This is a genomic window from Streptomyces sp. SM18, assembly GCF_002910775.2.
Lineage (GTDB): Bacteria > Actinomycetota > Actinomycetes > Streptomycetales > Streptomycetaceae > Streptomyces > Streptomyces halstedii.
The window spans coordinates 7320385-7340416 of the sequence record NZ_CP029342.1 but is presented as its reverse complement, the minus strand read 5'-3'; the positions used below and the strand labels follow the sequence as shown (position 1 = coordinate 7340416).

Below are 20032 nucleotides of genomic sequence, written 5' to 3'. Positions count from 1 at the left end.
CAGAGGTCATCGCTCGCGAGAACATGACGCGGATTCTGAGTACCTACAGGCACAGAAAGGTGAGGGGCCGCCCGTAACCGCGGGCGGCCCCTCACCTGTCACCACGCGCGGTGGTGAGCCCCGAGTGGCCACCCACAAGTTCGTAAGAGGATCACGAGCGGCCTGCTTGAGGCGTCTGAAGCGAATCAAGCCGTCGGCGAGGGAGGCGAAGGCGTCGTGGAGTCCGGTACGGCGGCCGTGTTCGGCCACTGCGAGTTCGTCCACCTCCGCGCGCCGTGCGGTGATCCGTTCCAGCGACTCGGGATCCGGCATGCCGGATCATAGAGGGCATCCGGCCACAGCAGGTGGGAATCGGTTGTACGGGCATGTCAGGTGTCCGGATCAGCGGGCCGGGAGGGAAGCCAGAGAGAGATCCCACTGGTCAGCCGCGTGAAGCAGCGCTGCGGCGTCCAACCTGACCTCCACAGCGTACTGGCAGCAGTCTGGCTGCGGTCACGGTCGGCGGGTTGAACACGGCGGCGAGTAGGTGGCGGAGCTCCGGGACGGTCAAGGAGACCGGGTCGCTGTTGCGGGCCGGGGTGGTGCCGGTCGGGGGCCGCACTGGCGGCGAGGGCGGTCAGGAAGGCCAGGGCGAGCATGGCGAGGGTGATGTGCCGGTGCCATGAGGTCCAGTCGCGTACCTGGAAGTGGTCGAGTCCGACCTGGCTCTTGGCGGCCTTGAAGCACTCCTCGACGCCCCAGCGAGCACCGGCGACGTGGACCAGTTCGGACAGGGGCAGCGCGGTGGGTGACCAGCAGAGGTAGAAGGCGAGTTCGCCGGTGGTGCGGCTGCGGCGGATGAGCAGGTGGCGTGTTCGTCAGTGCCGAAGTGGACGGCCCGCTCGGCCGGCTGCCAGCAGTTCCCGCGCTTGATGTTCGACAACAGCCCGAGCACATAGGCACGGGCACTCGCCCCGGGTTCAACCCGGCCGAGCCGTTCAGCGATCCGGGCCACGGCCTGGTCAAACATCTCCCGCCGGCGGGCAGGGGCTACGCCAAGGCCCGCAGCCACCGCACGACCTTCAGGAGTCCGCACAACCCCCGGTGATCACGCAGTGGCCGTACCCTTTCCCAGCCAGTCCCACCACAAGAGCGCGAAATCGGACTGGAGTATGAGGCCGTTTCCTCTGGATCACTCCCGCAGGGGCTGGTTGTCAGTGCGGGGTGGAAGAGTCCTGGGCATGACGTTGCCGGAGAACCTTGAGCGAGTGCTGCCTGAGATCGAACGCGACTTGTTCGACGTTCTCGTCATCAGGACCGACTTCAGCGACGACGAGGCGTGGAACGCGGTGGTTGGGGAGTTGCACCGGCCGTGGGGACCGAGCGGTGAGTTCGCCGCAGCGGTGCGGCTGGTCGATGCGCCTGCCTGGTCAGGAGCAACGGCCGATGAGGTTCTTGCCGCCGTGGTGGACGAGGACCTGCTTGTCGTCTTCCTCGCTGACCGCGGCACGATGAAGTCGCCGGCGCGGGCGTTGCTGGCTCTGTCGACCGTCTGGGAAGACGTGAGTGGCCTTGACCCCGTCTATTACCAGGAACTCATCGAGTCGCCGGAGCCCAGGGAGTTTCGAGCTCTGCCCGCCGCGGTGCACGGCGTCCAGGTGGACCTGGCGCTCGGCAACGTGGACTTCGCGGAGTACGCCGGGGCTGCTTCCGCAGAGCCTGATCACGTACTGCGGCCCATCTGACCGGTACGGCGGGCGGCCGTTGCCTCGGCAGATACCGAGTCGTTCGTTGGGGCATGTCGTTGAGTGATGCGCAGTGGGCGAGGATCGAGCCGTTGCTGCCGGATCGGACGCCGAGGCGGGGCGGGCGGTGGCGGGATCACCGGCAGGTGATCGACGCGATCGCGTGCACGTACCGCACCGGGATTCCCTGGATGGACCTGCCTGAGCACTCCGGTTCGTGGAAGGGCGTCCACAACAGGCTACGGAAGTGGGCAGCTGACGGCACCTGGAAAAAGGTCTTCACGAACCTCCTCGCCCAGGCTGATGCCGAGGGCGATCCGGACTGGGTCGTCGCGGTCGACTCCACGGGGGTTCGTGCTCACCAGCACGCGGCCGGGGCCCCCAAAAGGGCCCTGGGCTGACAACGAAAATCCCGTCGGCCAGGCAGCGAATCGCAAGCGGGATGGCAGCCGTGGCGGGCGCCCTCCGGCATGCGCGCGTGAAGCGTACAACCAGCGGAACACGGTCGAGCGGTGCGTCGACAAGATCAAGCAATGGCGCGGCCTGGCCACCCGCTATGACGAGACCGCCACCATCTACCTCGCGGCCCTCCACCTGGCAGGCATCGTCGTCTGGTCAGCAAGGTGATGCGGGGGAAACGCATAGGGTTCACGGTGGCGCCCTCCCATCCGGCCGTGGCGAAAGTGCGTTGACGTTCCCCGGACGGTGGTCGATCATCACTGCTCATGCTTCAAAGTGAGATGTGGGATGACCAGGCCGCTCAGGGCTATGACTCCTCTGGCACCGGCATGTTCGCACCGGAAGTGCTGGGGCCTACGGTGGACCGCCTGGTGGAGCTCACCGAGGGTGGGAGGGCGCTGGAGTTCGCGATCGGGACCGGGCGTGTGGCAGTGCCGCTCGCGGAGCGGGGAGTCCCGGTCAGTGGCATCGAGCTTTCGCAGCCGATGCTCGATCAGCTCCGCACCAAAGCGGACGAGGCGGCCGTCCCGGTTGTGGTCGGCGACATGGCCACCGCGCGAGTCCCGGGTGAGTTCCAGCTTGTCTACCTCGTCTACAACACCCTCTCGAACTTGCTCACACAGGCCGAGCAGGTCGCGTGTTTCCGGAACGCCGCACGTCACCTCGTGCCAGGTGGGCGGTTCGTCGTCGAGCTGTGGGTACCCGAGCTTCGCGCCTTGCCGCCCGGTCAGCAGGCCGTGGTCTGGGAGTCGGCCACCGGCTACATCGGGCTCGACACGTACGACGTCCTGCGTCAGCGGGTCGTCTCGCACCACTTTCGCTTCGACGCCGAGGCCGGTCGTGAGGCCAGCCTGTTCCGCAGCCCGCACCGTTACGTCTGGCCGGCCGAACTCGACCTGATGGCCGAGCTGGCCGGAATGAAGCTGGAATCCAGGCACGCCGACTGGACCGGGGAGGAATTCACCGCGGAGTCGCGTTCCCACGTCTCCGTCTATCGGACGGCCGCCTCGCTCTGACCGTGGCAGCGGGGCCCGTACTGTCATAGGCGTAGCGCGTCTGCGTGGGCTGGGCCGGGCGCCGGTTCCGCTTCTGGCGCAGGCGTCCGGCGTCCGGCGTCGTCGTATGCGATACCTCGGGGGGCGACGGTTCAGTAGAGGCCCTCGGGGGACGAGTTGGTGGTCTGGAGGGGGCGGACGTTGGCGACGCCGTCCGTGGGCCAGTGGTCGGTCGGGTGACGGAGGGCCTGGTCGCGTTCCAGGATGTTGGGGAGGAAGAGGTCCTCGTGGAGGACGGTGAGCCGTACCTGGCCGACCGTGCCGGGGGCGACCTGGGTCGAGAAGTCGCCCTTGTCGACCACCGCCATGGTGACCTGCGGATAGTTCGGGACGTAGCTGATCAGCTCGCCGTCCTGCTCGATGTCCAGGCAGGCCGCGTTGCCGAAGGTGTTGCCGTACGTCAGTCCGCAGATGCCGCCCCGCAGGGCGGTGGTGAAGGACCGGTACGTGTCGGCGCTGATCTGGGTGCCGCTCAGGCGTACGCCGTCCAGGGCGGCGACCAGTTCGGGCCGTTGCCGGCAGAGGGCCTGCAAGAGGGCGGGGGTGGTGTTGAGGTAGTGGACCCGGCCCTGCCTGAGGACATCGGTGATCTGCTCCAGCAGGTGGGTGGTGTAGTCGCCGACCTCGGCCAGGCGCCCCGCCCGGATGAGGCGCTTGACCCACCGGGGGTCCATGTCCACGGCGTACACCTGGCCGGCGTGGAGTTCGGAGACCTCGTGGACGCCGTTTCCGATCAGGTGCGGTCCGGTGGGGGTGGCCTGCAGCCAGGTACGGCCCGGTGCGAATCCTTCCCGCACGAAGGACCAGCGGCGCCAGAGTGCCCGGTGCAGCAGCATGTCAGGGGTGTAGAAAGCCCGGCAGGGGGTGCCGGTGGTGCCTCCGCTGTCCCAGACGCGTCCGGCGAGCGGCCTGGGCACCGACAGCGGGACGAGGTCCGCGGGGTCCTCCTCGCGCAGCCGGTCGAGCGGGAACGGGCCGAAGGCTCCGAGCTGGTCGTAGCGGGTGATGTCGCGGGGGTCGAAGTCCAGCCGGGGGCGCTGCCCGAGCCAGTAGGGGCTTCCGGACACCGGGTCGAAGTGCCGTCGGACCACGGTGCGGGTCCACTCGTCGAGGTCGGTGTCCAGCCATCGCGCGATCTGGGCGTCCGGGTCTGCGCGGGTGGCGGCGGTCACGAGAGGGCCGGGGCGCCGGAGAGGTCGATGCCGAGGTCGTAGGCGGTGGTCAGGGCCTGCTCGATGTGCTCGGGCTGCTCGATGTGTACCACCGGGAAGGGGAACGCGAGGATGCCCTCGGGGATCGACGGGCCCATCACCAGGCCGAGTTGTACGCCCTGCTCCTTCATCCCGCCGTAGACGTCGACCAGGCTGATCGGGTCCGTGGAGTTGCGCTGGAAGAGGTCCCTGACATCGGCCGCGGTGTGCAGGACCTTGGGCTCCAGGCAGGACAGCAGGGGGATTTCGGGGTCGGTGAAGGGGATCGCGTCGATGCGCGGGGCCATGAAGTCGCGGTAGGGCCGGCGCAGCGGGGTGTGGACGGCGATGGTGCGTCCGGGGAGCGGCACGACCGTTCCCGGTGGGGCCTCGGCGGCGAGCGCGCCGAGTGCTTCGCTGTGACCGGCGAGCATCATGATGCGCTGGGTGCCGTCGGCCGTGGGGCCGAAGTCGCCCGCCAGGTAGATGCCGGGGACGTTCTCGCCCGGGTGGGAGGGGGCGCCGTCGGCGAGGGAGCCGAAGGCGATGGCTATCCCCTGCCGCGGGTCTTCGGCGGGCGGTTCCGGGGTGTCGCGGGAGCCGGCCAGCATCTCGAAGAGTTCCCGTCGTCCCAGCGATCCGGCGAGGCAGCTGGCGGTCATCGCCCCGAGGCTGAGACCGCCGATGGCCGCGGGGCGCAGGTTGAACGAGGCCAGTACGTCGTGTACGCCGATCGCGAGGGCGGCTTCGCGGACGGTGCCGACGCTCTGGCGCTCCTCCTGGGCGGTCGGGAGGTCGTCCTCCAGGATCTGTCCGACCGTCAGCCCGGTCCACGCGGAGACTTGTTCGTACCAGTCCCGCACAACCTCGTAGGTCCGGTAGAGCTCCAGGCCGTGCGGCTCGGTCCCGACGCCACCGCCGAACAAGTACCCCAGACTCATGACAGCTCCTGTGAATTGGTGTGAAAGGAGGGACGGTGGTGCGGCCCGGACGTAGGGCATCGAGCATGAACCTGACAGCACTATGCCGCAGAATCCGGTGTTCGGCCGGACGTTGAGAACCTGTCGCGTGGCGCGATATCGAAATGATGTCCGATTCTGGGAAAATCTCCGGCAGCATACCGGCGGAATGCGTATTCCACCGTGGGAATGGACTTTTTCGGCCCTCCCTCCGGGAGGTATCTCACGGAGGGAGATCAAGGCACCGGGCACCCCGCCCTACTTCTAGGACTCCAGGAATTCCGGGAGAACGCGGGGTGGCCACGCCCCGACGCTCAGCACACCGAGGGAGTGCGCCCGGGAGATCAGAGCGGGCCGGTTCGCGGCCTGGAAATGGCGCATCATCAGCCCTATGCGGTACTCGATGCCCTGCCGGCTCAGATAGAGCGATGCCGCCAGCCGGACGGTCGAGGTGCCGACCGCGACACCTTCCAGGATGCGGACGTCCACGGCGGTCAGCCGCCGGACACCCGCGCCGCCGGACGAACCCCCACCGGCCGGACGGGCGTCGCCGGCGGGCTCGGATTTCGGCGGCCGCCGCGCGGGCTTGATCTCCTCAGAGGTCGCTGACGGTGTCACTCCCCGGTCCCCCCTTCTCTTCGTCCGTGGTCTCAGGTGCGCGGCGTGCCGGCGAGGTGGTCACGGAGCATGCCGGTCACCTCGTCCACCCGGCTGCTGAGGTAGAAGTGCCCGCCGAGGAAGACCTTGAGGTCGAACGCGGCCGTCGTGCGGTCGCGCCAGTGCGCGGCCTCGGGCACCGGCGTCCAGGGGTCCTGATCCCCCACCAGGGCGGTGACCGGGCAGGTCACCGCGGCGTCGCGGTCGGCCCGGTAGGCCCCCAGGGCGTGGTAGTCGCCGCGCAGCGCGGGCAGCACCATCCGCAGCAGTTCCTCGTCCTCCAGGAGCCGGGCGTCGGTGCCGCTCATGGCCCTGACCTCTGCCACGATGCCCTCGTCGTCGAGTGGGTGGGAGGGCACGGGCGGGGCGGCGGACGGGCCCTTACGGCCGGAGACGAAGAGGTGGTCGATCCGGCCGCCCGCGCGCTCGATCCGCCGGGCCACCTCGAAGGCGACGAGCGCGCCCATGCTGTGTCCGAAGAGGGTCAGCGGGAGGTCGTCCCAGCGGCGCAGCGCTTCGGACACGTCGTCGGCCGTGCGGTGCAGGTCCTGGACGCCGGGTTCCTCCCGGCGGTCCTGCCTGCCGGGGTACTGCACGGCCAGGAGGTCGACCGGTCCGCACAGTGCGGCGGACACCGGGAAGTAGAAACTCGCCGAGCCGCCGGCGTGCGGAAAGCAGACCAGTCGGCGCGTCGCCGTCGGCGAGGGATGGAAGCGACGGCACCACAGGTCGCTGTCCAAAGAGAGCGAGGTCATGTCGGCCTTTCATTCCTTTCTCGAATACCCGCGAGGGGCCGGTGAGCGGTGATGGGTGATCACATGGGACATCCTCCGCACCGGTGGGCCGGCCAGTACGCGCGCTAATGCGGGGAACGCCGAGCGACGGTGATCGGCGGGTCACGGGCGTCGCATATGCAGCCTGCCATGCTCATCGGAATGTCAGCAAGTACGCATCTAAGCGTATCCGGCCACGCATGTCCGGCGTTCAATTCCAGCTGTTTCTCCGGTAGATGGCGAAAACATTGCGGTGCGGGCCAGTCCTGTGGGATTCGCTCGGCTCCGCGGCAACGGGCCCGCGGCGGGTACCGGTGCCCGCGGGTCGCGCGGGCAGCCGCTGTGGCCGGACGGGGTGATCGGGGCGGTCAGCCACTGCGCCGGGTACCGGACTGCCGCGCTGGTACGAGGGGGTTCCCGGCCCCGCTGACGGTGCCGGGTCACCGGGGCGACGGCGGTGCGGTAGTGACCGGGGCACCCGCCGCCGGACCGTGGTCGGCGGCCTGGTCCCGGCCGCCGTGACGGTACCGCGCGGCGTAAACCCGGCATGCGCGCAAGGCCCTCGCTCTAGGAATACACCTAGATACGACAGGACCGCGTTGACCCTCACATGGTCACCAAAGACGCTGGAAGCAGTCTTGCCCACCGGTTGTGCGACGAAGAGGACTCCCCCCTTGAACTTCCTGTTGCTGGGCCCGCTTTCCGTCCGGTTGAACGCGCGTGAGGTGCACGTGTCGGCGCCGAGGCAGCGCGTGGTCATGGCAGCGCTCCTCCTCAACGCCAACCGGGTGATCTCGGTCGACCGGATCACCGAGTACGTCTGGGACGGCGCACCGCCGCCGAGTGCCGCCGCGACCGTCCGCACCTACGTGATGCGTCTGCGGCAGTCGCTGGGCGAGCACGCCTCCGCCCGCATCCTCACCCGGGCACCCGGCTACCTCCTCGAACTCGGCGAGCACGAGAGCGATCTCGGGCAGTTCACCGCCCACCGCCGGCGCGCGGCGGAGCTGGCGGAGCGCGGAGACCTGGAGGGCTCCTCCGCCGAGCTGGCCGAGGCACTCGCCCTGTGGCGCGAGGAGCCCTTGGCGGACATCCCGTCGCGGACGCTGCGTGATGTGGAGGGCCGCTACCTCCAGGAGCTTCGCCTGCAGACCATGGAGCTGCGGTTCGACGCGGAGCTGGCGCTGCTGCGGCACGCCGAGATGGTGCCGGAGCTGGTGCGGCTGGTGCGGAAGCATCCTTTACGGGAGGCCCTGGTGGGCAAGTTGATGCTGGCGCTGTTCCGCTCGGGACGGCAGTCGGAGGCCCTGGACCTCTACCGGCGCACCCGGGTGCTGCTCGTCGAACAGCTCGGGGCCGAGCCGAGCGCCGATCTGCGCGAGGTCCACCGGCACATCCTCTCGGCCCACGACCGGCCCCGTACGCCTGACCCGCTGGAGCGGCCCGCGGCGGCCCCGGAGGCCGCCGTCGCGCCGGCGCCGACCGCTGCCCGGGAGAGGTCCTGCTGGCCCGATCCCGCGCAGCTTCCCTCGGTGCCGCTGCCGCTGTCGGCCCGCTCCGACGCGCTGGCGCGGCTGCGGCAGTTCCTCACGACCGGCACGATGCCCGCGGGCATGGTGGCGACGGCGGTGGTGACCGGCCGGGGCGGTGTCGGCAAGAGCGCCCTGGCCCTGCACGCGGCGCACGCCGTGCGCGGTTCCTCGATACACGGCCAGCTCTACGCTGATCTCGGCGGAGCGGCGCGGCCGCTGACCGCCCGGACGGTGCTGCCGCGGTTTCTGGCGGACCTCGGTGTGCCCCGGAACGAGATACCCGAGGAGGAGTCGGAACGGGAGAGTCTCTACCGTTCGCTCACCGCGGGCCGCCGTCTGCTGGTGGTACTCGACAACGCCTCCAGCACCGCGCAGGTACGGCCGCTGATACCGGGCAGCGGGGGCAGCCGGCTGCTGGTGACCAGCCGACGGAGGCTGGCTGATCTGGAGGGGGCGCGCACCCTTCTGCTCGGCCCGTTGGACGAGGCCGGGTCGCTGGAGCTGCTGGGCAGCGTCGTCGGCCCGGCCAGGGTCGGCGTCGAACCGCGGGCGGCCCGTACGGTGGTGACGGTCTGCGCGGGACTGCCGCTGGCGATCCGGATCGCGGGGACCCGGCTGCTGGAGCGCCCGCACTGGAGCATCGGGCACTTGGCCCGGCGGCTCACGGAGGCCCCGCGGCTGCTGGACGAACTGTGCGCGGGCGACTTCGGTGTCCGGCCCTGCCTCGACGCCGAGGTCGCCGGGCTCCGGCGGACGGCGCCGGCCGGGATCGACCCGGCCGAGGTGTTCGCCGCGCTGGGGGCCGCCGGAGCGTGTTCGGTCTCCAGCGGCAAGGTCGCGGTGATGTTCGGCTGCTCCGAGGCGCAGGCGGAGGAGGCCCTGGACTCCCTGGTCGAGGCGAATCTGCTGGGTGCGCCGGCGGGGGGCCGCTACCGGCTGGACGCGCTGCTGGGGGCGTACGCCCGCGAGCGCGTGCAGGCGGTCGCCGTACGGCAGCCCGACCCCCCGTACATGCGCGCCGGGTGACCGTCCCGGCCGCCCGGCGACGGGCACCCCGGCGGTCCTGTCCCCCCCACCCCGACCTCCTTCGACCCGACCTTCTTCGACCCGATCTCCTTCGAGAGGACCCCCGCCCCATGGCCGACCAGACGGCAGCCACCCACGACCTGCTCGCCTACGTCCGGAAGGTCTCCCTCCGCGACGACGATCTCCTCAGGGAACTACGGGAGACCACCGCGGACCTGCCGGGCGGGACCGCCATGCAGGTGATGGCGGAGGAGGGCCAACTGCTGGCCCTTCTGGTCGGGTTGACGGGGGCGCGGGCGGTGCTGGAGATCGGCACCTTCACCGGCTACAGCACCCTGTGCATGGCCCGCGCGCTCCCCGCCGACGGCGTGCTGGTGTCCTGCGACATCGACGACCGGTGGCCGGCCATCGGCGCCGACTTCTGGAAGCGGGACGGGGTCGGCTCGCGGATCGACCTGCGGATCGGCGATGCCGCCGCGACCCTGGACGCGCTGCTGGCGGAGCGCGGGCCGGAGAGCTTCGACCTGGTGTTCATCGACGCGGACAAGGCCAACTACGTCCGCTACTACGAGACGTCGCTGGCGCTGCTGCGCACCAACGGTCTGATCGTGGTCGACAACACCCTCTTCTTCGGCCGGGTCGCCGATCCGGCCGCCGTGGACCCGGAGACCGCCGGGGTCCGGGCTCTGAACCGGGTGCTGCACGAGGACCCTCGGGTGGAGCTGTCGCTGCTGGTGATGGCCGACGGGATCACCCTCGTCCGCAAGCGCTGAGAGCGGCGGGCCGGGGCCCGGGAGCACCGGCCGCCGCGGCGGTCACGACGTTCCCGGGCCCCCTTCCGGCGAGCTCAGGTCGGGTGCGTCCACGCTCATGACGGTGGACACCACACGCGGACCGGGGACCAGGTGCAGGCGCTGGAGTCCGGTGTCCTCGGGGGCCGGTGCGAGGACGGCGGCGCACGGGCACGGGGTTTCGTCCAGGCCTTCGAAGCCCGCGAACCGGTAGGCGATCTCCATCATCCGGTTGCGTTCGGTCGCCCGGAAGTCCGCCACCAGGTGGACTGCGGACCGGGCGGCGGCGTCGGCCAGCCAGTTCAGCAGGGTCGCGCCGGCACCGTAGGCGACGACCCGGCAGGAGGTGGCGAGCAGCTTGAGGTGCCACAGGTCCGGGTGCCGCTCCAGCAGCAGGACGCCGACCGCGCCGTGCGGGCCGAACCGGTCGGTGAGGGTGACCACCAGGACCTCGTGCCGGGGGTCGGTGATCAGGCCGCGCAGCACCGCGTCCGGGTAGTGGACGCCGGTCGCGTTCATCTGGCTGGTACGCAGGGTGAGTTCCTCGACGCGGGACAGCTCCTCACCGGTGGCCCGGCCGATGCCCATCCGCAGGTCCAGGGAGCGCAGGAACTCCTCGTCGGGGCCGGGGGCGGCCGCCCGCTCGGCCTCGCGGCGGAAGCCCGCCTGGTACATCTGGCGGCGCCGCCGGGAGTCGACGGTGCTGGTCGCGGGGGTGAACTCGGCGAGCTCGGGGAGGGCGAGCACCTGCTCGGCCGGGTAGCACCGTACGTCGGGCAGGTGGAAGGCCACTTCGGCCCGTTCGGCGGGCCTGTCGTCGACGAAGGCGAGGGTCGTGAGCGCGAAGTTCAGCCGGTCGCCGATCCGGCGCACCGACTCGGACTTGGCGCCCCAGCCGATCTCCGGCAGGACGAAGTACTCGGCCACGCCGAACGCCTCCAGCCGGGCCCAGGCGTGCTCGTGGTCGTTGCGGCTGGCTATGGACTGGAGGATGCCGCGGGAGTCGAGCTCGATCACCACCTTGCGCACCTCGTCCGGCAGGCGTACCTCGCCGTCCTCCAGCAGGGTGCCCTGCCAGAGGGTGTCGTCCAGGTCCCAGACCAGGCACTTGACGGTCTCGGCCATGTCGTCCTTCCTCGTCTCCTCGGCCGCGGGCCCGTTCACGGTGCCCCCGGGGCGGAGAGGGCGTGTTCGGCCAGCATCAGCCGGCACAGCTCGTTGCTGCCCTCGATGATCTCCATCAGCTTGGCGTCCCGGTACGCCCGGGCCGCCGCGTGCCCGTCCCGGGACCCCGCCGAGGCCAGTACCTGGACGGCCGTCGCCGCGCCCCGGGCGGCCTGGGTCGCGCTGACGTGCTTGGCCAGTACGGTCGCCACCACCTGGTCCGGCGACCCTTCGTCCCAGCAGCGGGCGGCGTGCTCGCAGACCCGCGTGGCCACCTGCTCGGCCGTGTAGAGGTCGGCGATGTGCCCGGCGACGAGCTGGTGCTCCCCGAGCGGTCTGCCGAACTGCTCCCGTCCGGCGGCGTGCGCGGTGGCCGCCGCCAGACAGGCCCGCAGGATGCCCACGCATCCCCAGGCGACGGACATCCGCCCGTAGGCCAGCGCGGTCGTCACCAGCAGGGCGGTCGGCAGCCCGTGACCGCCCAGGACGCTGTCGGCCGGCAGCCGCACCCCGTCGAGGTGTACGTCCGCGTGTCCGGCCGCGCGGCAGCCGAGCGGGTCGGTGATCCGCTCGATCCTGACGCCGGGCGTGTCGGCGGGCACCACGACGGCCACCGCGCCGTCCTCGTAGCGGCCGACGACGACCAGCAGGTCGGCGTAGTGGGCGGCGGTCACCCACTTCTTGTGTCCGTCGACGACGACCGCGTCGCCGTCGCGGCGGACGGTCGTCGTCATCGCCGCGAGGTCGCTGCCGGCGCCGGGCTCGCTGAATCCGACCGCCGCCAGTCCGCCGCCGGTCAGCCGGGGGAGGTGGGCGGCCGACTGCTCGGCGGTGCCCAGGCGCTGGATGGTCCAGGCCGCCATGCCCTGGGAGGTCATGACGCTGCGCAGCGAGCTGCACAGGCCGCCCACGTGGGCGGTGTACGCGCCGCTGTGCGTGCTGCTGAGCCCCCAGCCGCCGTACTCCTCCGGGACTTCGGCGCACAGCCGGCCCTCGGCGCCCAGGTCGCGGAGCAGGTCCGGCGGGATGAGGCCGGTCCGGTCCCACTCCCCCGCCAGGTCGCCGACCCGCAGGGTGACGGAGGTCATGGCGCCGCTCAGGTCCTCACCCATGCCGGCCCCCGGCGGCGGGCGTCCGGAGCCGGTCCACCAGCTCCGCCATCCGCTCCACGGTGCGGAAGTTGTCCAGCCGCAGGTCCGCGCCGCGGACGGCGATGGCGTAGGTCTTCTCCAGGTGCACCACCACCTGCATCGCGAACAGGGACGACAGTCCGCCGGCGTCGAACAGGTCGGTGTCGGCGTCCCAGGCGGTTCCGGTGCGTTCCTCCAGGAATTCCAGCAGTTCCTTCTCCAGGTCGTGGGTGCCGGGCGTGTTCGCTGTGGTCATGGCCGTCTCCTCGTCGGGGTGATCAGGTGTAGTCGTAGAAGCCGCTCCCGGACTTGCGGCCCAGCCGGCCCTCGCGGACCAGCCGGAGCAGCAGTCCGGTGGGACGGCAGCCGTCGTCGCCGGTGCGTTCGTGGAGCACGGTGAGGGAGTCGACGAGGTTGTCGATGCCGATCAGGTCCGCGGTGCGCAGCGGGCCGGTGGGGTGTCCGAGGCAGCCCCGCATCAGGGCGTCGACGTCCTCGGCGGTCGCCGTGCCCTCCTCCACGACCCGCGCCGCGTCGTTGATCATCGGGTGCAAGATGCGGCTGGTCACGAAGCCTGGTGCGTCCCGGACGACCACCGCCCGCCGCCTCAGTGCCGTGAGCAGGGCCGCCACGGCGGCCATCGCGGCGTCCCCGGTCCTGACGCCGCGGACCACCTCGGCGGTCCGGATCAGGTAGGGCGGGTTCATGAAGTGGGTGCCGACCAGTTCCTCCGGCCGTTCCAGGGCCCCGGCCAGTTCGTCGACGGGGATGGAGGAGGTGTTGGTGATCAGCAGAGTTCCGGGCCGGACCAGTCCGGAGACCTCGGACAGTACGGCGGCCTTGACCGCGGCGTTCTCGGTGACCGCCTCGACGACGACGGTGGCACCGGCGACGGCCTTGAGCGAGGTGTGGGTGGCCAGGGTGCCGGGGGGTGTCCCGGCGGGCAGGGCTCCCATCAGCTCGGCCAGCCGGAGTTCGCCGTCGATCAGGTCCGCGGCTCCGGCGAGCCGTTCCGGGTCGATGTCGACCAGGTGAACCGGCAGGCCGTGGCCGAGGGCGAGGGCGGTGATGCCGACGCCCATCACCCCGGCTCCCAGCACGGTGAGGGCGGGTCGCGGGGGCGGGTCGTGGTACGGGGCCGCGGTCAACGGGTTCTCCTTCGTCTTCACAGGTCGTCTGAGGTGCCAAGGGTGGTGCCGAGCCAGTCGGCGACCGCGTCGCCGGTGGTCGCGACATGCTGTTCCATGATCGAGAAGTGGTCTCCGGGAACGTCGACGACGGTGTCGGCACCGGCCCAGGAGGAGCGCCAGTCACCGGCTTCGGGGGACGGGCGGCCGAGCGGGGTGGAGGCACGGACCAGCAGCAGCGGGGCGCGGACCGCCGGGGGGTTCCAGTCGTCGAGCAGACGGAAGTAGCCGCCCATCGCGGTCAGCCGGGTTCCGTCCATCGGGGCCGCCCGGTCCTCGCGGGCGAACATGCCGCCCAGCAGGACGTCGTTGAACTGGGTGATGCCCTGGTTGTCGGAGAGGTACGTGTCCAGCAGCACCACGGCCGCCGGGCCCCCGCCCCGCTGTTCCAGCGCTGCGGCCACTCCGTGGGCGAGCGTGCCGCCGGAGGAGGAGCCGGCCAGGACGAGCGTCCGTCCGGGCAGTTCCCGGAGCAGTGTCGTCGCCTGGAAGTCCAGCAGGGCCGGCATGTCGGCGGGCAGTTCCTCCTCGGGGGTGAATCCGGGGGCGTCCAGGGCGGCGACGGCGTAGCGGTCCCGGAAGCGGGACGCGAAGCGGGCGTACTGGTGGGCGCCGCCGAGGGCGACGACGGAGCCGAAGCAGACGAGTACGGGGGCGTCGACGCGCTCGTTCAGGCGCAGCAGCCGCGGGCCGGTGCCGGCGGCCGCGAGGTCGCTGCCGCTGTGGAAGGCGGGACGGAGGGCGGAGGCGTGCTTGAGCAGCGCGATGCCCTCGTCGATCCGGCCGAGTGCGCAGGCCCGGCGGAACAGCACGCTCGCCGGGTCGGTGTCCGCGTCGGCGGTGTCGGTGCCGGATGCGGCGGCGCCCGGTCCGGACCCGGGTGCGGGTGCCGTTTCGGGCCGGGGGGTGTCTGCCGTCCGGGCCTCGGTGGCGAGGCGCGCCGCGAGCGCGGCGGGGGTGCCGCTGTCGAAGACGGCGGAGGGCCGTAACCGCACTCCGGTGACGACGGCCAGCCGGTTGCGGAGCTCGACCGCGGTCAGCGAGTCGAATCCGACGGAGAGGAAGGGCGCCGTCGCTGACAGCGCCCCGGCGTCGGTGTGGCCGAGGACTTCGGCGGCCTGGGCGAGGACGAGTTCGCGCAGGACCAGCTCGCGTTCCTGTGCGTCGGCGGCGGCGTCGAGCCGCTGCCGCAGCGCCGCGGCGGCGGTCGGCGTGCCCTTCGCCCCGGTCGTCGCGGTCGGGCCGCGCCGGACCAGGGAGCGCAGCATCGGGTGCACCTGGCCGTCGCCGCGCACGGTGAGGTCGAGGTGCGCGAGGACGACGGGGCTCCCGTCTCCCGGCGGGACGGCGTCGGCGGCGCACACCGTGTCCAGCAGGGCCATGGCCTCCTCGTCCAAGAGGCCGCGGGCGCCGCGCAGGTCGATGCGCCGCCGTTCGGCGCCGCCGAGCTCCGCCGTCATCCCGCCGACCCGCTCCCAGGGCCCCCAGGCCAGGGACAGGCCGGGGAGCCCCAGCCGTCGGCGTTCCGCGGTGAGGGCGTCGAGCGCCGCGTTGGCGGCCGAGTAGGACGCCTGGCCGGGGCTGCCCAGCACGCCCGCCGCGGAGGAGAAGACGACGAACGCCGAGAGGTCCGCCCCGCGCGTCAACTGGTCGAGGTGACGGGCGGCGTCGAGCTTGGGCCGCAGGACGGCGGTCATCCGCTCCCCCGTCAGCCCGTCCAGCAGACCGTCGTCGAGCACTCCGGCGGTGTGGACCACGGCGCACAGCGGATGGCGTCCGGGGATGGCCGCGAGCGCGGCGGCCAGTGCCTGACGGTCCGACACATCACAGCTGACGGCGGTCAGTTCGGCTCCGGCTTCGGCCAGCTCCGCCGTCAGCTCCGGCATGCCCGAGGCGTCCGCGCCGCGGCGGCTCAGCACGAGCAGGTGGCGTACCCCGTGCGCGGCGACCAGATGGCGTGCCAGGACGGCCGCGAGAGCGCCGCCGCCGCTCAGCAGGACCGTCCCCTCGGACGGCCCGAACGGGCGGGCCGGCCGGGTCGCCGGGGCAGGGGCCGTGGTGGCCGACGGCCGTGTCAGTCGGGGCGCGTACAGGACGCCCCCGCGCAGGGCCGCCTGTGGTTCGCCGGTGGCAAGGAGGTCGGCGAGCGCGTCGCCGAGACCGTCCGGGTCCGGCCCTTCGGTGTCCAGCAGCACGAACCGGTCGGGGTGTTCGAGCTGTGCGGCCCTGAGCATGCCCCAGACGGCCGCCGCGCCGAGGTCCGCCGGCTGCGGCCGCGCGCCGAGCGGGCCGGTCGCGCCCCGGGTGAGCACCACCAGGGGGGTACGGGCGGTGCTGTCGTCGGCCAGGTGGGCCTGGAGGCGGTCCAGGACCCCGGACACGACCACGTGCGCCGCCTCCGGGTCGGTGTCCCGGGCGGGCGCGTCCCCCGTCGCACCGTCCGTGGTCCCGGTGCCGGCGGACGGGGGGCAGATCAGCAGCATCGCGTCGGGTGTCGCGGACAGGGGTTCGGCGGGGAAGCCGGCCGGCAGCAGCCGCTCGTCCCGCGGGCCGAGAAGGCCCCAACGGGTGACCGGGCGCGGGCCGGGCCCGGCGGTGACCGGTGTCCAGCCGACGTGGAAGACGGAGCCGGAGGACGCCCGCAGCGCGGCGGTGGACGCCGTGCGCAGGGTGAGCGAGCCGACCGTCGCCACGGTACGCCCCGAGGGGTCGGAGATGTGGGCGGCGACGGTGTCGGGGCCGTCGGGGCGCAGCCGTACGCGCAGGACCGGCGCGTCGGAGGTCTCGATCGCGACGCGCTGCCAGGAGAACGGCAGCGGGACGCCGTCGGCGGGCTCCCCGGTCCCGGCGCTCTCGCGCAGGCCGGCCGTCTGGAGGGCCGCGTCCAGGAGGGCCGGGTGCACTCCGAAACCGTCCGCTCCGGTGCCGGGGAGGTCGTCGGGCAGGGCCACTTCGGCGTGGATCGCGTCCGTGGTGCGCCAGGCGGCGCGCAGACCCCGGAACGCCGGGCCGTACGCGACGCCCCTGGCTTCGAGCAGCCCGTACAGTTCGTCCACGTCCAGGGGGACGGCCTCGGGCGGGGGCCACGCGCCGCCCGGTCCGGCCGTGTCGTCCCCGTCAGCCGAGGGGTCCCGGGGGCCGACCGTGCCGGTCGCGTGCCGGGTCCAGGGCCGGGCGGCGGCGCCGGGGGCGGCCTCGGGCCGGGAGTGGAACTCCACCGGGCGCCGCCCCGTGCCGTCCTCGGCACCCACCCGTACGCGCAGGTGCACGGCGTGGTCGTCGGCGGCGTCGCCGGGCAGCGACAGCGGTGCGGCGAGAGTCAGTTCCTCCACGAGAGCGCAGCCGAGGCGGCGGCCCACGTGTGCGGCCAGCTCCACGAGGGCCGCGCCGGGAAGGATCACGGTTCCGGCCACCGCGTGGTCGGCGAGCCAGGGGTGGGTGGCCAGAGCGAGCCGACCGGTGAAGAGGGTGCCCGTGTCGTCGGGCAGTTCGACCTCGGCGCCGAGCAGCGGGTGGTCCACGGCCAACTGGCCGGTGGCCGCCGGGTCCCGGTCGGCCGGCAGGGCGTCGAGCCAGTAGCGGCGTCGCTGGAAGGCGTAGGTGGGCAGGTCCACCCGCTGGGCGCCGGTTCCCGCGAACAGCCGCTCCCAGTCGACGCGCAGGCCCCGGACGTGTGCCTCGGCGAGGGCGAGCTGGAGCCGGCGGAGCCCTCCGGCCCCGCGCCGCAGGGTGTCGAGCACCACCGTCTCCGGGGCGCCCGCGTCGGCGGCCGTGTCCTCGATCCCGTACATCAGGGCGGGCTGGGGACTGGACTCGATGAAGACGCGGTGCCCGGCCGCGAGGAGCGCGCGGGTCGCCCGCTCGAACTCGACGGTCTCCCGCAGGTTGCGGTACCAGTACCCGGCGTCCAGGGCCTTCGTGCCCAACAGGCCACCGGTCACGCTCGAATAGAACGGCACCGCACCCGAGAGCGGGGTGATGTCCTTCAGATCAGCGAGCAACTGGTCGCGGATCTCCTCCACATGCCCGGAGTGGGACGCGTAGTCGACGTCGATGGGACTCGCCCACACCCCTTCCTCCAGGAGTTCCCCCACCAGTGCCGTGACCGCGTCCGCGTCGCCCGACACCACCGTGGACGACGGGCCGTTGACCGCGGCCACCGACAGCCGGCCCACCCAGGGGGTGGTGCGCTCCCGTACCACCTCCACCGGCAACGGCACCGAGGCCATGCCACCGCGGCCCGCGAGCACCCCCACCGCACGAGAACGCAACGCGACCACGCGCGCCCCGTCGTCGAGGCTCAGACCGCCCGCCACGCAAGCGGCCGCGATCTCGCCCTGGGAGTGGCCGACCACGGCGTCCGGAACGACGCCGACCGCACGCCACACCTCCGCCAGCGACACCATCACGGCCCACAGCACCGGTTGCACCACGTCGACCCGTGCCAGCAGCCGCTCCGAGCCCAGCGCCTCCGCCAACGACCAGTCGACGTACGGCGCCAGAGCCCGCCCGCACTCCGCCATCCGTTCCGCGAACACCTCCGATTCAGCCAGCAGCCCCGCTGCCATCCCCACCCACTGCGAGCCATGGCCCGGGAACACGAGCACCGAACGGCCCGGGAGCAGCCCATCGCCGGTCACCACGCCCGCCGAGCCCACACCGCGCGACAGGGCGGCGAGACCGGCCAGCAGCTCGTCCCGGTCCGCCCCCACCACCACGGCCCGCTCCGCGAACCGCGAACGCCCCGCCACCAGCGAATGACCCACGTCCACCACGCTGAGACCCGGTTCCGCCACCACCCGCTCGTGCAGCACCGCCGCCTGGGCGCGGAGCGCGTCCGGCGTACGCGCCGACAGGGTCCAGGGGACGGCGGCGGGCACCGGTCCCGGCGTGGCGGACCGGTCAACCGGCTTACCGGTGACGGCCGTCGCGCCGGCCGGGGCGGTGGGGGTCTCTTCGAGGACGACGGGGGCGGTGGGGGCCTGTTCGAGGATCACATGGGCGTTGGTCCCGCTGGCGCCGAAGGAGGACACCCCGGCCCGGCGCGGCCGTCCCGTCTCCGGCCAGGGGGTGGCCTCGGTGAGCAGGGAGACGGCTCCCTCGGTCCAGTCGACGCGGGGCGAGGGGCGGTCGATGTGCAGGGTGCGCGGCATCACGCCGTGCCGCAAGGCAAGCACCGACTTGATCAACCCGCCGACGCCCGCGGCGGCCTGGGTGTGGGACAGGTTGGACTTCAGCGACCCCAGCCACAACGGCCGCCCGGCGGGCCGGTCCTGGCCGTACGTGGCCAGCAGCGCCTGGGCCTCGATGGGGTCGCCGAGCACGGTGCCGGTGCCGTGCGCCTCCACCATGTCCACCTCCGACGGGGCGAGTCCGGCTCGGGCGAGTGCCTGGCTGATGACGCGCTGCTGGGCGGGCCCGTTCGGGGCGGTCAGCCCGTTGCTGGCGCCGTCCTGGTTGACGGCCGAGCCGCGGATGACGGCCAGGACGGGATGCCCCGCGCGCCGGGCGTCCGAGAGCCGTTCCAGCAGGAGCAGGCCCAGGCCCTCCCCGAACCCGGCTCCGTCCGCCGCGGACGAGAAGGACTTGCTGCGCCCGTCGGGTGCCAGGCCGCGCTGGCGGCTGAATCCGACGTACAGGCCGGGGGTGGACATCACGGTCACTCCGCCGGCCAGGGCGAGGGTGGTGTCGCCGGAGCGCAGCCCCTGGCAGGCGAGGTGGACGGCGACCAGGGAGGACGAGCAGGCGGTGTCCAGGGTGACCGCCGGGCCTTCCAGGCCCAGGGTGTAGGCGATCCGGCCCGAGGCGACGCTGGGGATGCTGCCGGTGCCGAGGAAACCCTCCACCTCGTCGGGCACCCGGTCGAGCCGGGACGCGTATTCGCCGTAGATCACTCCGGTGTAGACGCCGGTGCGGCTGCCGCGCAGGGTCGTCGGGTCGATGCCGGCGCGTTCCACCGCTTCCCAGGACGCTTCCAGCAGCAGCCGCTGCTGTGGGTCCATGGCGAGGGCCTCGCGCGGGGAGATGCCGAAGAAGCCCGGGTCGAAGCCGGTCGCGTCGTGGAGGAAGCCGCCTTCACGGACGTAGAAGGTGCCGGGGGCGTCGGGGTCGGCGTCGAAGCCTCCCTCGACGTCCCAGCCGCGGTCGGTGGGGAACGGCGAGACCGCGTCGCGTTCCTTGACCAGCAGCTCCCACAGGTCTTCCGGGGTGCGCACGCCGCCGGGGTAGCGGCAGCTCATCGCCACGACGGCGACGGGCTCGGCGGAGTCGTCGCGGAGCCGTCGGTTCTCCTGCCGCAGACGCTGGTTGTCCAGCAGTGAGGCGCGCAGGGCGGCGACCACCTGGTCCGTGTCGGTGGGCATGGGGTTCGGCTTCTCCTTCTGCG

The 20032-nt window shown here is 72.4% G+C and carries 15 protein-coding genes and 1 pseudogene; 6 read left to right on the top strand and 10 right to left on the bottom strand.

Going from position 1 to position 20032, the window contains the following annotated elements:
• Window positions 1–368: 368 nt before the first annotated feature.
• Complete coding sequence (locus B9S64_RS35585; RefSeq protein WP_374936095.1) at window positions 369–764, bottom strand: hypothetical protein; 396 nt, start codon at window positions 762–764, stop codon at window positions 369–371.
• 456 nt (window positions 765–1220) lie between these two features.
• Between B9S64_RS35585 and B9S64_RS32435 the strand changes: the two genes are divergently transcribed.
• The 3 genes and pseudogenes from B9S64_RS32435 to B9S64_RS32425 all read left to right on the top strand — a co-directional run bounded on the left by B9S64_RS32435 (window position 1221) and on the right by B9S64_RS32425 (window position 3199).
• Window positions 1221–1724, top strand: coding sequence for a DUF6924 domain-containing protein (locus B9S64_RS32435; RefSeq protein ID WP_103492907.1), 504 nt, complete (start codon window positions 1221–1223; stop codon window positions 1722–1724).
• Window positions 1725–1777: 53 nt separating this feature from the next.
• Window positions 1778–2351, top strand: a pseudogene (locus B9S64_RS32430) (IS5 family transposase).
• Window positions 2352–2449: 98 nt separating this feature from the next.
• Entirely contained in the window at window positions 2450–3199 is a 750-nt protein-coding gene (locus B9S64_RS32425) for a bifunctional 2-polyprenyl-6-hydroxyphenol methylase/3-demethylubiquinol 3-O-methyltransferase UbiG (RefSeq protein WP_103492906.1), read from the top strand.
• Between the two features lie 131 nt (window positions 3200–3330).
• On the opposite strand, the gene B9S64_RS32420 is transcribed toward B9S64_RS32425, so the two are convergent.
• The 4 genes from B9S64_RS32420 to B9S64_RS32405 form a co-directional block, all read right to left on the bottom strand.
• Complete coding sequence (locus tag B9S64_RS32420) at window positions 3331–4410, bottom strand: arylcarboxylate reductase (protein WP_103492905.1); 1080 nt, start codon at window positions 4408–4410, stop codon at window positions 3331–3333.
• Window positions 4407–5369, bottom strand: a complete 963-nt coding sequence (locus B9S64_RS32415; protein WP_103492904.1) for a malonyl transferase — start codon at window positions 5367–5369, stop codon at window positions 4407–4409. The genes B9S64_RS32420 and B9S64_RS32415 overlap by 4 nt, the downstream gene beginning before the upstream one ends.
• A 282-nt stretch (window positions 5370–5651) precedes the next feature.
• A complete protein-coding gene (locus tag B9S64_RS32410) occupies window positions 5652–6005 on the bottom strand; it encodes a LuxR family transcriptional regulator (RefSeq protein WP_103492903.1) in 354 nt (117 codons plus the stop codon).
• A 32-nt stretch (window positions 6006–6037) separates the two neighbouring features.
• On the bottom strand, window positions 6038–6799 hold the full coding sequence (locus B9S64_RS32405; protein WP_103492902.1) for a thioesterase II family protein: 762 nt from the start codon (window positions 6797–6799) through the stop codon (window positions 6038–6040).
• Between the two features lie 271 nt (window positions 6800–7070).
• On the opposite strand from B9S64_RS32405, the gene B9S64_RS34700 reads away from it, so the two are divergent.
• From B9S64_RS34700 to B9S64_RS32390, 3 genes are all read left to right on the top strand, one after another.
• Complete coding sequence (locus tag B9S64_RS34700) at window positions 7071–7247, top strand: hypothetical protein (RefSeq protein ID WP_308460773.1); 177 nt, start codon at window positions 7071–7073, stop codon at window positions 7245–7247.
• Window positions 7248–7542: 295 nt separating this feature from the next.
• Window positions 7543–9375 carry a BTAD domain-containing putative transcriptional regulator gene (locus B9S64_RS32395; protein WP_374936094.1) on the top strand — a complete coding sequence of 611 codons (1833 nt, stop codon included), beginning with the start codon at window positions 7543–7545 and terminating at the stop codon, window positions 9373–9375.
• A gap of 110 nt (window positions 9376–9485) precedes the next feature.
• The gene (locus B9S64_RS32390; protein WP_103492900.1) at window positions 9486–10148 is read left to right on the top strand and encodes a class I SAM-dependent methyltransferase; all 663 of its coding nucleotides are present in this window, start codon (window positions 9486–9488) and stop codon (window positions 10146–10148) included.
• A 42-nt stretch (window positions 10149–10190) separates the two neighbouring features.
• On the opposite strand, the gene B9S64_RS32385 is transcribed toward B9S64_RS32390, so the two are convergent.
• From B9S64_RS32385 to B9S64_RS32365, 5 genes are read right to left on the bottom strand one after another with little or no spacing between them, the layout of a single operon-like run.
• Window positions 10191–11291, bottom strand: a complete 1101-nt coding sequence (locus tag B9S64_RS32385; protein ID WP_103492899.1) for an HAD family hydrolase — start codon at window positions 11289–11291, stop codon at window positions 10191–10193.
• Between the two features lie 35 nt (window positions 11292–11326).
• Window positions 11327–12442 (bottom strand): acyl-CoA dehydrogenase family protein, encoded by a 1116-nt coding sequence (locus B9S64_RS32380; RefSeq protein WP_103492898.1) that lies wholly within the window; start codon window positions 12440–12442, stop codon window positions 11327–11329.
• Window positions 12435–12716 (bottom strand): acyl carrier protein, encoded by a 282-nt coding sequence (locus B9S64_RS32375; RefSeq protein WP_103492897.1) that lies wholly within the window; start codon window positions 12714–12716, stop codon window positions 12435–12437. Before B9S64_RS32375 ends, B9S64_RS32380 begins: the two co-directional genes overlap by 8 nt.
• A 22-nt stretch (window positions 12717–12738) precedes the next feature.
• Window positions 12739–13608 (bottom strand): 3-hydroxyacyl-CoA dehydrogenase family protein, encoded by an 870-nt coding sequence (locus tag B9S64_RS32370; protein ID WP_103492896.1) that lies wholly within the window; start codon window positions 13606–13608, stop codon window positions 12739–12741.
• Window positions 13609–13625: 17 nt separating this feature from the next.
• A complete protein-coding gene (locus B9S64_RS32365) occupies window positions 13626–20009 on the bottom strand; it encodes a type I polyketide synthase (protein WP_109492190.1) in 6384 nt (2127 codons plus the stop codon).
• Window positions 20010–20032: the final 23 nt, after the last annotated feature.

Coding starts and splice junctions, on each gene's coding strand:
- B9S64_RS32435 (WP_103492907.1), top strand. CDS start 1,221: ATGACGTTGCCGGAGAACCTTGAGCGAGTGCTGCCTGAGATCGAACGC.
- B9S64_RS32425 (WP_103492906.1), top strand. CDS start 2,450: ATGCTTCAAAGTGAGATGTGGGATGACCAGGCCGCTCAGGGCTATGAC.
- B9S64_RS32415 (WP_103492904.1), bottom strand. CDS start 5,369: ATGAGTCTGGGGTACTTGTTCGGCGGTGGCGTCGGGACCGAGCCGCAC.
- B9S64_RS32405 (WP_103492902.1), bottom strand. CDS start 6,799: ATGACCTCGCTCTCTTTGGACAGCGACCTGTGGTGCCGTCGCTTCCAT.
- B9S64_RS32390 (WP_103492900.1), top strand. CDS start 9,486: ATGGCCGACCAGACGGCAGCCACCCACGACCTGCTCGCCTACGTCCGG.
- B9S64_RS32385 (WP_103492899.1), bottom strand. CDS start 11,291: ATGGCCGAGACCGTCAAGTGCCTGGTCTGGGACCTGGACGACACCCTC.
- B9S64_RS32380 (WP_103492898.1), bottom strand. CDS start 12,442: ATGGGTGAGGACCTGAGCGGCGCCATGACCTCCGTCACCCTGCGGGTC.
- B9S64_RS32375 (WP_103492897.1), bottom strand. CDS start 12,716: ATGACCACAGCGAACACGCCCGGCACCCACGACCTGGAGAAGGAACTG.
- B9S64_RS32365 (WP_109492190.1), bottom strand. CDS start 20,009: ATGCCCACCGACACGGACCAGGTGGTCGCCGCCCTGCGCGCCTCACTG.